This window comes from Lacrimispora sphenoides JCM 1415, from assembly GCF_900105615.1.
Taxonomy (GTDB): domain Bacteria; phylum Bacillota; class Clostridia; order Lachnospirales; family Lachnospiraceae; genus Lacrimispora; species Lacrimispora sphenoides.
On the sequence record NZ_LT630003.1, the window covers coordinates 4,387,672 to 4,400,000 of the forward strand.

Sequence of the window (12,329 nt, forward strand, 5' to 3'; positions counted from 1 at the left end):
AATAAAATGGAACCAAATATCTTTGATAAAGTTCATGATGTGGACCTAAAAAAGACCATGGAAAAATCGTATATCGATTATGCCATGAGCGTCATTGTTTCCAGAGCCCTGCCTGATGTAAGAGACGGTTTAAAACCGGTTCAGCGTAGAGTTTTGTATTCCATGATCGAGCTCAACAATGGTCCGGATAAACCACACCGTAAATGTGCCCGTATCGTCGGTGATACCATGGGTAAATACCATCCTCATGGCGACAGCTCCATTTACGGAGCGCTGGTGAATCTGGCACAGGAGTGGTCTACCAGATATCCGTTGGTGGATGGTCATGGAAACTTCGGTTCCGTGGATGGAGACGGCGCGGCTGCCATGCGATATACAGAAGCCCGCTTAAGTAAGATTTCCATGGAGATGCTTGCGGATATCAACAAAGATACCGTTGATTACAGCCCCAACTTTGACGAGACAGAGAGGGAACCGGATGTCCTTCCGGCCCGTTATCCCAATCTTCTGGTAAATGGTACCTCAGGCATTGCCGTTGGTATGGCTACCAACATCCCACCTCACAACTTAAGAGAGGTCATCAATGCGGTCGTTCATATTATTGACAACCAGGTGGAAGAAAACAGAGAAACCACTATGGAAGAAATCCTGGAAATCATCAAAGGACCTGATTTCCCAACCGGAGCAACCATCCTCGGAAAACGGGGAATTGAAGAAGCATACCGCACAGGTAGAGGAAAAATCCGTGTCAGGGCTGTCAGCGATATTGAGTCTATGGCAAACGGAAAAAGCCGGATCATCGTAACCGAGCTTCCATACATGGTCAATAAAGCCCGCCTCATTGAAAAAATTGCAGAGCTTGTGAAGGATAAAAAGATAGACGGCATTACTGACTTACGGGATGAGTCCGACCGTTCCGGTATGAGGATCTGTGTTGAGCTCCGCCGGGATGCCAATGCCAATGTCATACTTAATCAGCTGATCAAGCATACCCAGCTTCAGGATACCTTTGGCGTGATCATGATTGCACTTGTTAAGAACAGTTCCGGTGTTCTGGAACCAAAAGTGTTAAACATCCTTCAGATGTTAAATTATTATCTGGATCATCAGAAGGAAGTAGTTACCAGAAGAATCCGTTACGATTTAAATAAAGCAGAAGAAAGAGCCCACATTTTGCAAGGCTTGCTCATTGCCCTGGATAATATTGATGAGGTCATCAGGATCATCCGCGGTTCGGCAAATGTCCAGGCAGCCAAGGCAGAACTCATGAGCCGTTTCGGCTTAAGCGATGTCCAGTCTCAGGCAATTGTGGATATGCGTTTGAGAGCTCTTACCGGTCTGGAAAGAGAAAAGCTTGAGAACGAATTCAGAGAACTGGAAGCCAGGATTGCAGAGTTAAAGGCCATCCTTGCCGATGAGAAAAAGCTATTAGCAGTGATCAAGGAGGAAATATCCGTCATTTCCGCAAAGTACGGAGATGACAGAAGAACCTCCATCGGCTTTGATGAATACGATATGTCCATGGAAGACTTGATTCCCGATGAAAGCACCATCGTCGCCATGACAAAACTGGGATACATTAAGAGGATGTCTATTGACAACTTCAAGAACCAGAACCGGGGCGGCAGGGGAATCAAGGGAATGCAGACCATTGACCAGGATTACATCGAAGACCTGATGATGACTACAACCCATCATTACCTGATGTTCTTTACTAATACAGGCCGTGTTTACCGGTTAAAGACTTATATGATTCCGGAAGGAAGCAGAACCTCCAGAGGAACCGCAATTGTGAACCTTCTGCAGATGCTTCCAGGAGAAAGCATTACAGCTATCATCCCCATGAAAGAATATGACGATGATAAGTTCCTCTTCATGGCAACCAAGAACGGAATGGTAAAGAAAACACCTATGAGGGAATACGCCAATGTCCGTAAGAACGGCCTTCAGGCTATTGTCCTTCGGGAAAATGATGAACTGATTGAGGTTAAGGCAACTGACGATACAAAGGATATTTTCCTGGTAACGAAAAAGGGCCAGTGCATCCGGTTCCATGAAAAGGATGTCCGTATCACAGGTCGTGTATCCATTGGTGTTATCGGTATGAAGCTCAATAATGATGACCAGGTCGTTGGCATGCAGAAGGAGTCCCAGGGACCAAAGCTTTTGATTGTTTCTGCTAACGGTATGGGCAAGCGTACCCCAATTGAAGAATTTACTCCTCAAAGAAGGGGCGGAAAGGGCGTTCTGTGTTATAAGATCACAGAAAAGACCGGTGATATCGTAGGAGCCAAGCTGGTTGAGGATGACCATGACCTTCTTCTGATCACAACGGAAGGTATCGTGATCCGCATTTCTGTCAATGATATCTCTGTGATAGGTAGAAATACGTCCGGAGTGAAGTTAATGAACATTGACCAGGATTCTGATATCAAAGTTGCCAGCATTGCCAAAGTACGGGATGACGGAAGCAAGTCCGACGGAGAAGGCCTGGAAGAATTGGATCTCCAGGATGAAGAGATCTTGGAAGAAATCACCGAAACGGATGAGGCTCCAGTAGAGGAATAAAATTTTAACACGAAAGATATTGTAATATTTTATTTTTTATATTATAATGTTTACCATCAATAATTCAGTAAAAGACTTTGAATGCAGAAATAATAATTTTACTGCATTCAAAGTCTTTTCCTTATTGAAATTTAGCAGGAAAAACCTGCTTGGACAAAATATGTCCCAAAAAAAAGGAGGAATACCAGCTTGGACAGTGACCCAGGCGCGGCGCAGATAGCCGCACAGATTTTATTATTAATTGCTTTGACCTTAATGAATGCGTTCTTCGCAGGAGCGGAAATGGCTGTTGTATCAGTCAACAAAAACAGGATCCGGATGCTGGCTGACAGCGGAAATAAGAAAGCAGCTCTGATTCAGAAGCTTTCCGAGGATTCAACCGGTTTTCTTTCAACCATCCAGGTAGCCATAACCTTTGCCGGTTTCTTTTCCAGTGCATCGGCAGCAACAGGAATTTCACAGATACTTGGTGGAAAGATGCTGGCTTTGGGAATCCCCTACAGCCGTAGTATTGCCATGGTGACAGTAACCATCATCCTGTCTTATTTTAACCTAGTATTTGGTGAACTGGTGCCGAAACGGATTGCATTGCAAAAAGCGGAATGGTTCAGCTTATTCGCAGTACGCCCTATTTACGGCGTATCAAAAGTCATGGCTCCGTTCATTAAGCTTCTATCTGTATCAACCAATGGAATCTTAAAGCTTCTTGGCATGAAGACAGACAATCTGGAGGAAGAAATTTCTGAGGAAGAAATTCGTTCTATGCTCCAGCTGGGTCGGGAAAGCGGAGTGTTCAATAAAATCGAAGAAGAAATGATTACTTCCATTTTTCTCTTTGATGATAAAAGGGCCAGAGAAATCATGACTCCCAGACAGGATATGGTGGCAGTGGATATCAAAAATCCTATGGAGCTTGTCCTTAATGAGATACTGGACAGCAGACATTCCAGAATTCCGGTTTATGAAGAAGAAATTGATAATATTATCGGTATTTTATCCATGAAGGATTTTATCATTGAAATGAATAAGTATGATCAGGCGGGTATTGATATCCGAACCATCATGCAGAAGCCTTATTTTATACCGGAAAATAAAAAGACAGATGATTTATTTCTGGAAATGAAAAAAAGTAAAACCAAAATGGCCATCCTGGTGGATGAGTACGGAGGAGTTTCCGGTCTTATAACCATGGAGGATTTGATAGAAGAAATTGTAGGAGATATCCCGGATGAATATGATGATTGGGAACCGGAACTGATAGAAGTAGAACCTAATGTGTATAAAGCAGAAGGAAGTATATCCCTGTATGATTTGGATGATGTGCTTCATGAAGAAATAGAAAGCTCCTGTGATACATTGTCAGGATATCTGATAGAAATACTTGGTTTTATACCAAAGAAATCTCAGCTTCCATTGGAGCTTGAGGATGAAAAGAATCTTTATACCATTTTAGAGATGGATGATAAAGTAATAAAGAATGCCATTGTCCGGATAAAGGAAAAATAATTTAAAACTGCACATAAAAATAGTTGTCCAGCTTAAAAAGTCAGGACAACTATTTTTTATGTGCGGCTGTAAAGTTCTGTACTAGAAGGTCACTTCCAAGTTATCAGTCAGCATTTGGATGAAGGTTTCATGGTCTTTGACCTGAATCAGTTTTTTAATAAATTCTCTGTCCGTGAGCATCATGGTGAGAGGCTCAAAGATTTCATTAAAAATATATCGGTCATTCTTGTTAAAACACATCATGATGATCAGGTAAACAGGCTTTCCGTTCCATGAGACAGGAGAATCTGATATCAATATATTCAGACCGGTTTTATCTGCATGCATTTTCATTGCATGAGGGATTGCAAAGTCATGAAAAGCAGTAGATGAAAGTTTTTCACGCATGTAGATATCTTCCCGGAAGGTCTGGTTTACATAACCTAGCCGATGCATTTTACTGGCCAGATATTCGATTGCATCCCCCTCTGTTTTTAAGTCATTTCTTCTTTCAAAGAATTCAGGGATAATTAACAACTCCAAATAATTTTTAAAGGTTGCTTTTCTTTTATTGATTCTTACGGATGTAATTTTATTTCTGATCACAGAAATATCCTTATCCGTAAAAAACATTCCGATATGAACGATGTCCACCCCATAAAAGCCATGAAGAGGTACCGTAGACATAATAAAATCGCATTTAGGAACCTGTTCTAAAGCCGAATCATCCGTTATGATGTTGGTTATCAGCATTTCACAGGAAAAGTGCTGATTGATGGTATCTGTCAGACGTATATTTAAATCATAATAGTTAGGGCAGTATAATATAGCAGTTACCTTTTTATTAAGACTTTTTTGTGCTTCCAGAGTGCTCCCCAGGTGAAAAGTGATATAAGCAATCTCATCATCATTTATGATGATCCCCGTACGGTCTTTGATGATTCCGGATAAATATACGGATACATCATAAATTAAAGGACAGGAAGTTTTAATTTCTTCCGTTAAAGGATTTTTTGAAAACTGCTGATTCTTTGATCTTTGAAGTAAATTTCTAATATGAATAGCAAAGCGAATCAAAAATTCAGGTTCCGATAAATCAATATAGTAATAAGCATTCACTGACTGGATCATCTCTTCCACCAGGTCAAAGCATTCCTTGCCGATAAAGTCCTCCAGATTTGCAGTGGTTATGCTTTTATAATCAATGGTGGTGGCTCTGGAAATCAGCAGCAGTGCAAGTTCATAAATTTCTGCCTCACTATATGTGATATGAAAATGATTTTCCAATTCTTTCGTGACCTGGATTGCCAGTTCATATTCATGATGGCGTATCTGAGCCAGTTCTTTAACATCCTGGGTATTGATGTTGTGATTTTTGATTCTGTCAATGGCTATGGTAATGTGCAGTACAATATTGATCAGAGAATAGTCGTTAACAAAATATTGATATTTATCAAAAATATTCAGCAATGTATTTTTGATATATTCAATTTCAATATCAGGAAAAACATGCTGAATTGTTTTTAAGCTTACAAAGTTAATGTTGGACTCATCGTATAAAATAGAACTGAGCAATCGGCGTTTGTTCTTCTCCAGTCCTTCAATGGACAAGTTGTCCTTTTGATTCAAAAGCTTTAAATCAAACTGGCTCAGTTTCTTTTTTACAGCTCCCAGTTCATTTTTTAAAGTGGAGTAGCTGATGTATATGGTATCGCATAAGTCGTATGCATCAATGCCGGCTTCCTGTTTGATCAAAAGGTTGATAATATAAACCATTCTTTCCTGGGAAGACTGGGGGATGTGAGTGCCGGAGTCATTTAATATTTTTCTTCCGGCCTCTGCTTTAATAGTATACCCCTTCCTGGAAGAGAGGATGGTCTGAGGATGATTGTCATTGATTTCTGAAATGTAATTTTTTATACTTCGTTCCGATACCCCCATTTCAGCAGCTAAAGCAGAAGCAGTCATTTCATTAGTGTGCATCAACAGGATACGAATCAATTTTAATAGTTTTGGCCCCATAGTAAAATCCTCCTTCTGTCTATTATAAGAGTCTGGAAAGGATTTTTCCACCAAAGTTTTGCACGCTCCATGTGCAAATGTCTGGTGGAATTATAAGTGGAATAAAGTCATAATGAATACATCAAGTACATTGTGAAAGCAAAATGATGTTTTCATGATCTCATAAACCTTATTATACAGATAAAGGAGGATTTTATTTATGTTAAATGTTTTACTGGTTTGCGGATCTGGTGCAAGTTCCGGATTTATGGCAGCTAATATAAGAAAGGCAGCGGCTGCAAAAAAAATGGAGATCAATATAAAGGCCAGAGGAGAAAGTGAAATCGAAAACTATATTGATGAAATTGATGCTCTTATGGTAGGACCTCATCTGGCCTATATCATGGATGAAATTGAAGAATACACAGGCGGAAAGGCTGTTAAGGTCATCTTAATGAAGCCGGAGTATTATTCCACGTTAAATGGAGATTTGGCGTTGGAGCATTTGCTGAGTGAAATGAGCTGAGTGAATAAGGAGGAGGAGAAGGATGAAACAGTTAATTCATTGGTTAGAGCATAGTTTCGCACCAAAGATGAACAAAATTAACAATAATGTATGGGTTACCACTTTAAAAGATTCTATTATGCAGGTGCTTCCGTTTATTTTATTAGGATCAATATTCTGCTTTTTAACTGTCCCGGGAGAAGTCTTTGGCTGGGAGTGGTGGCCGAATTTCTGGACTCCGTTTGGCTGGACAATGGGGTTGCTATCATTATTTGTGGCATTTTTAATACCATTTAACTTAATGGAAAAAAAGCGTCTGCGCAGACAGAGAATTATTGCAGCGCTTTCCGGTGTAGTAGCATTTTTAATTATTATTTCTCCTCAGGTGATAAGGGATGGGCAAGCTGGATTTCAGCATGCATCCTTAGGGGCCGGAGGAATGTTTGTAGCGATTACAGCAGGTGCTTTTACAGGTTTTATTATGGGCATTTTCGGAAAGTTCTCATTCTTTAAAGAGGATTCCGTAATACCTGATTTTGTAAGAGCCTGGTTTGATTTAATGTTACCGGCTGGTATCATCGTTTGTTCCCTTTGGATTTTGGTGGATCTGCTTGGGGTTGACCTTTATAATATCTTACTGTCATTATTTATGCCAATCTCCAATGTTATGCAGACTCCCTGGGGATTTGTACTTTCTCTTTCCCTTGTTTGTTTTTTATATTCCCTGGGAATTTCAAGCTGGGTTCTTACCCCAGTTTATAAACCGGCGATGCTCATGGCCATTACCGCCAATGTTACCATGGCAGCAGCCGGAACGGCTACTCATGAAACACTAAACCTGGTTACTGATCCAACGGTATACTCTGCTTATTTATGGATCGGTGGAATCGGATGTACATTACCATTAGTTATTATGCTTATATTTGCAAAGAGCAATAAATTGAGAGCATTGGGACGTGCCTGTTTTGTACCTGCAATTTTTAATATTAACGAGCCGGTCGTATTCGGATGCATTGCATGGAATCCAATTATGATGATTCCCATGTGGCTGATGGGAATCGTACTTCCTACAGTTGTCTGGATTTTTACAAAGGTGATTCCATTTGCACCGATACCTACCAGGGTGTTTGATATGTGGTATTGTCCATTTCCTATTTCCACATGGCTCACAACAGGAAGTATCAAAGGTGTAATTTTAATGGCTGTCTGTGCATTGATTTCAACTGTCATATGGTATCCTTTTTTCCGTATCTATGACAGTCAGGAGACAGAAGCAGAGAAAAAAGCAGAGGAAAAGAAATAAGTAATAAGAAGGGTGATTAAACATGGATGAAAAAACACTAGAATCTGCAATGAGCATCATTATGAATGCGGGAGATGCACGTTTACTGTGCAAAGAAGCATTGACAGCCATTGCCGATCAGGATTTTATTTTAGCCAATGAAAAAATGAAGGACGCGCAGAAAAAGATTACTGAGGCACACCGGATCCAGACAGATGCCATTCAGGGAGAAACCAGAGGAGAAAAAACAGAGTATTCATTGATTTTCGCCCATGCACAGGATACATTAATGACCATATACAGTGAAATCAATATTGCAAAGCAAATGATCAAAATCTTTGAAAGCTGGGAAAAGCGTTTGAAACGCTTGGAAAACCAGGAATAGATTCATAAAATCGGGAAGGAAGGGAGAGCATCATGAATAAAGTACCAAAAGGTTTCCCATCAAATTTTATGTGGGGAGGTGCGGTAGCGGCAAATCAGCTGGAAGGCGCTTATGACCTGGACGACAAAGGCCTATGCCTGGCAGATATTAACGAATTTCAAAAAGATCTTCCCATTGAAAAGCGTTCCAATGGGGAAATAACCAGATCGTATATAGAGGAAGCCTTACAAAGCAATGATAAAAATTTTCCTAAAAGGAGAGGCATTGATTTTTACCATACCTATCCTGAGGATTTAAAAATGCTGGCTGATCTGGGATTTAAAACATTCAGAACTTCGATTAACTGGGCCAGAATCTATCCAAACGGAGATGATGGTCAGCCAAATGAGAAGGGGCTTGAGTTTTATGATAAATTATTTGATGAGATCATTAAAAATGGCATGGAGCCAATGATCACCATTTCTCATTATGAGATGCCTCTTCACTTAACCACTGCATATAAAGGCTGGTATTCCAGAGAGACCATTGATTTTTTCGTTAAGTACTGCAAAACAGTATTTGACCGGTATGCAGGTAAGGTAAAGTACTGGATTATTGTCAATCAAATTAATTTGATCGGCCATGAGTCCTTTAATCATCTTGGAGTCCCGGAAGACACGGTTGATGATCTCCGTTCTGCAAAATATCAGGCAGTCCATCATGAGATGGTGGCATGTGCCAGGGCTACAAAATATGCACATGAAAAACATCCTGAAATGCAGATCGGCATGATGCTGTGCGGCGGTCCGGAATATGCTGCCACATGTAAGTCCGAGGATGTGTTAGCAACATTGAAACACAATCAGATGGAGTATTTTTTTGCCGATGTATTGCTTCGGGGATATTATCCCGGTTATGCATACCGATTCTTTGAGGATTGGAATATTAAGCTCACATTTGAAAACAGTGATGAAGAGGACTTAAAAAATACGGCTGACTTTTTCTCATTTTCATATTATTATACTCAGATATGTTCAAAGGAGAGTTATGAGAGAGGAAATGAGGCATACAGGAATAAACAGCTGCCGGCAAACCCGTGGGGCTGGACCATTGATCCCATAGGACTAAGAATCTTATTAAATGAATTTTATGACAGATATCAAAAGCCTATTTATATAACTGAAAATGGAGTGGGATACTACGATGAAGTAGAAAATGGAGAAATTCATGATTCCTACAGAGTGGACTATCTCCGAGCCCATATTGAGCAGATGAAGGAAGCCATTCGCGATGGGGTAGACCTAAGAGGCTATTATGCATGGGGGCCGATCGATATTGTTTCCTGCTCTTCCTGTGAAATGAGCAAACGTTATGGTTTTATTTATGTAGATTATGACGATTATGGAAATGGAACAGGAAAAAGAATCAAAAAGGACAGTTATGCATGGATGAAAAAAGTGATTTCATCGGGCGGTGAGGATCTGGCTTAACAGGAGGTGCTTTGTGAAGCAGTTTGAATTTGTAGTTCAGGATGCTATGGGGATTCATGCCAGGCCGGCAGCAGATTTGGCAGCCGCCGCCAAGAAGTTTACCTCTCTTATCTTATTAAAAAAAGAAGAGATGGAAGCTGATCTAAAAAATCCACTTGCTATTATGAGATTAGCAGTCAAACAGGAAGAACGCGTAACGATAACAGCCACGGGAGATGATGAAAACCAGGCAATTGAGCAGTTGAAAGATCTGATAGTAAACATTGGGTTATCCAAAAACCGCTGAATTCCATGAAGGTAAGGAAGTACGCTTGACAATGATCCTTCAAATTGATAAAATATAAACTGAAACTATATCAATTACAGATCAAGGAAGTTCGATTCGCCAGGTGGTACGTCGAACGGCTGATTTTCTAAGCATCGTCGGCACTATGTTTGACTTCACTTAGAAAATTATATCTATGAAATAGGGGATTCATATGACAAGTGAGTTTGCAGTAGCGGTTCATGGAGTAGTTTATTTAAACCAGAGGAAGGTCACCATTTCCAGTGAGGAACTGGCTTCCAATGTATGCACCAACCCTGCCCGGGTAAGAAAGGTGATGGCAAAGTTAAAAAAAGCCGGAATAATCACAACAAAGGAAGGGCTGGAGGGCGGCTATCATTTTGGCAAAGATTCCTCAGAAGTTAATTTAAGAAGCATTTGTGATGCTTTGGATGTTACCTTTGTATCTTCTTCCTGGAAATCCGGCAATGTAGATACCCCCTGTATGATAGCTTCTGGAATGTCAGGAGTCATGGATGAAATTTATGGGGATTTAAATGAGCTTTGCAGAAGAAGAATGGAAGAGATCACGATTAAAGATATTCAGGAAAAGCTAATCAGAAATCGTCTTGATTCTAAGGCATGATTTTCTTTCATAAAGAAAATCTGCTATTGGCTGAACCTTTCAGTAAATCAAACTTCTTATAAATAAGGCAGGGAATGATAATTAAAACATCCCCTGCCTTATTTTATGTTTCAACTTGATTTCACAATAAGAATCATTTATGATGAAATAAAACAAAGGTGCCTGCAAATCTGGAGGAATGTATGATCAGAACGGTTAAAGTTGAAGAAATAACAAAGAACATAAAAGAAATGTGCATAGAAGCCAACCATGTGCTGTCTAGTGATATGGAGAGGGTATTTCTTAAGGCAGTGGATGAAGAAACTTCACTCCTTGGCAGACAGGTGCTCTGCCAGTTAAAGGAAAACTTAAAGATAGCGGGAGAAGATATGATCCCCATTTGCCAGGACACTGGGATGGCAGTGATATTTGTAAGGATAGGACAGGATGTGCATATAGAAGGCGGAAATCTTACCGATGCAATCAATCAGGGAGTAAGAGAAGGGTATGTAGAAGGGTATTTAAGAAAATCTGTGGTGGAGCCGGTGGAGCGGGTAAATACAAAAGATAATACCCCTGCAGTCATCCATTATGAAGTTGTGAACGGAGATCAGATAGATATTACAGTTGCTCCCAAAGGGTTTGGAAGTGAAAACATGAGCCGCATATTCATGTTAAAGCCCGCGGATGGATTGGAAGGGATCAAGGATTCCATATTAACTGCAGTTAAGGAGGCCGGACCAAATGCATGCCCTCCCATGGTGGTTGGAGTAGGAATCGGCGGAACGTTTGAAAAATGTGCCCAGTTAGCCAAGCAGGCATTGACCAGGGAAATTGATAAACGGTCTTCTATTCCCTATGTAAAAGACTTAGAATCAGAGATGCTTGAGAAAATTAACAAGCTTGGAATCGGGCCCGGAGGTCTGGGAGGAAGGATCACCGCCCTTGCCGTAAATATTGAAACCTACCCGACTCACATAGCAGGACTGCCTGTGGCAGTTAATATCTGTTGTCATGTAAACCGACATGCACACAGGGTCATATAATGATTGGAGCTAAGAATGGAGGAAACCATGGATCATCACATAAAGGTACCGATCAGCAGGGAAGATGCAAAGAGTTTAAGTTCAGGAGATTATGTTTATCTGACTGGGACCATTTATACTGCCCGGGATGCCGCTCATAAAAGAATGAAAGAAGTTTTGGACCAAAAGGGAAGTCTTCCCTTTGATATAGAAGGAAATATGATCTATTATATGGGACCATCCCCAGCCAGGGAAGGACGCCCCATCGGTTCCGCCGGACCGACCACAGCCAGCCGCATGGATAAGTACACGCCCCTTCTTCTGGATATGGGGATGGGGGGAATGATAGGAAAAGGGAAAAGAAGCAATGAAGTCATAGAGGCCATTGTAAGAAACGAGTCCGTTTATTTTGCTGCGGTGGGAGGGGCCGGAGCTCTTCTTTCTAAATGCATCCTTTCCTCTGAAGTAATTGCTTATGAAGATTTAGGAACAGAGGCCATAAGGCGTCTGGAAATCAAAGACTTTCCGGTGGTAGTTGTCATAGACAGCAAAGGAAACAATTTATATGAAACAGCCATAGAAAGATACAGGGAGGACTAAGAATATGAATCGTATCTTCTATATGGTAGTAAGAAATCTTTTTCGTGTTCCTGTATGGTTTTACCGTATATGGAGGATGGGCCTTCCGAAAGATACTCATACCGATGAGCAGCGCTATG

At 40.7% G+C, this 12,329-nt stretch carries 12 protein-coding genes (1 of these 12 running past the window's edge); 11 read left to right on the plus strand and 1 reads right to left on the minus strand.

The features are described from left to right. Nucleotides 1–6 precede the first annotated feature (6 nt). Together gyrA and BMX69_RS19785 are read left to right on the plus strand one after the other, a co-directional pair. Nucleotides 7–2,568 carry a DNA gyrase subunit A gene (gyrA, locus tag BMX69_RS19780; RefSeq protein WP_100043305.1) on the plus strand — a complete coding sequence of 854 codons (2,562 nt, stop codon included), beginning with the start codon at nt 7–9 and terminating at the stop codon, nt 2,566–2,568. Between the two features lie 189 nt (nt 2,569–2,757). Continuing rightward, nucleotides 2,758–4,074, plus strand: a complete 1,317-nt coding sequence (locus BMX69_RS19785) for a hemolysin family protein (protein WP_100043306.1) — start codon at nt 2,758–2,760, stop codon at nt 4,072–4,074. A gap of 81 nt (nt 4,075–4,155) precedes the next feature. On the opposite strand, the gene BMX69_RS19790 is transcribed toward BMX69_RS19785, so the two are convergent. Then, on the minus strand, nt 4,156–6,075 hold the full coding sequence (locus tag BMX69_RS19790) for a BglG family transcription antiterminator (RefSeq protein WP_100043307.1): 1,920 nt from the start codon (nt 6,073–6,075) through the stop codon (nt 4,156–4,158). Nucleotides 6,076–6,274: 199 nt separating this feature from the next. Here BMX69_RS19790 and BMX69_RS19795 point away from each other — a divergent pair, with 199 nt between their 5' ends. From BMX69_RS19795 to BMX69_RS19835, 9 genes are all read left to right on the plus strand, one after another. Beyond that, the gene (locus tag BMX69_RS19795) at nt 6,275–6,580 is read left to right on the plus strand and encodes a PTS sugar transporter subunit IIB (RefSeq protein ID WP_054791217.1); all 306 of its coding nucleotides are present in this window, start codon (nt 6,275–6,277) and stop codon (nt 6,578–6,580) included. A 22-nt stretch (nt 6,581–6,602) separates the two neighbouring features. Then, nucleotides 6,603–7,862 (plus strand): PTS sugar transporter subunit IIC, encoded by a 1,260-nt coding sequence (locus BMX69_RS19800; RefSeq protein ID WP_100043308.1) that lies wholly within the window; start codon nt 6,603–6,605, stop codon nt 7,860–7,862. A 22-nt stretch (nt 7,863–7,884) separates the two neighbouring features. After that, nucleotides 7,885–8,226, plus strand: coding sequence for a PTS lactose/cellobiose transporter subunit IIA (locus BMX69_RS19805; protein ID WP_038285086.1), 342 nt, complete (start codon nt 7,885–7,887; stop codon nt 8,224–8,226). A 32-nt stretch (nt 8,227–8,258) separates the two neighbouring features. Then, nucleotides 8,259–9,695, plus strand: a complete 1,437-nt coding sequence (locus BMX69_RS19810) for a glycoside hydrolase family 1 protein (protein ID WP_100043309.1) — start codon at nt 8,259–8,261, stop codon at nt 9,693–9,695. 13 nt (nt 9,696–9,708) lie between these two features. Further along, nucleotides 9,709–9,981, plus strand: coding sequence for an HPr family phosphocarrier protein (locus BMX69_RS19815; protein ID WP_100043310.1), 273 nt, complete (start codon nt 9,709–9,711; stop codon nt 9,979–9,981). Nucleotides 9,982–10,174: 193 nt separating this feature from the next. Beyond that, on the plus strand, nt 10,175–10,606 hold the full coding sequence (locus BMX69_RS19820; RefSeq protein WP_025230664.1) for an RrF2 family transcriptional regulator: 432 nt from the start codon (nt 10,175–10,177) through the stop codon (nt 10,604–10,606). A gap of 182 nt (nt 10,607–10,788) precedes the next feature. Continuing rightward, a complete protein-coding gene (locus tag BMX69_RS19825; RefSeq protein ID WP_100043311.1) occupies nt 10,789–11,631 on the plus strand; it encodes a fumarate hydratase in 843 nt (280 codons plus the stop codon). A gap of 27 nt (nt 11,632–11,658) precedes the next feature. Further along, complete coding sequence (locus BMX69_RS19830) at nt 11,659–12,210, plus strand: Fe-S-containing hydro-lyase (protein WP_054791222.1); 552 nt, start codon at nt 11,659–11,661, stop codon at nt 12,208–12,210. Between the two features lie 4 nt (nt 12,211–12,214). Continuing rightward, nucleotides 12,215–12,329, plus strand: partial view of a lysophospholipid acyltransferase family protein gene (locus tag BMX69_RS19835; RefSeq protein ID WP_100043312.1) — the start only. 599 nt of this gene lie beyond the right edge of the window; only the first 115 of its 714 coding nucleotides appear in the window; its start codon is at nt 12,215–12,217; the stop codon falls past the right edge of the window.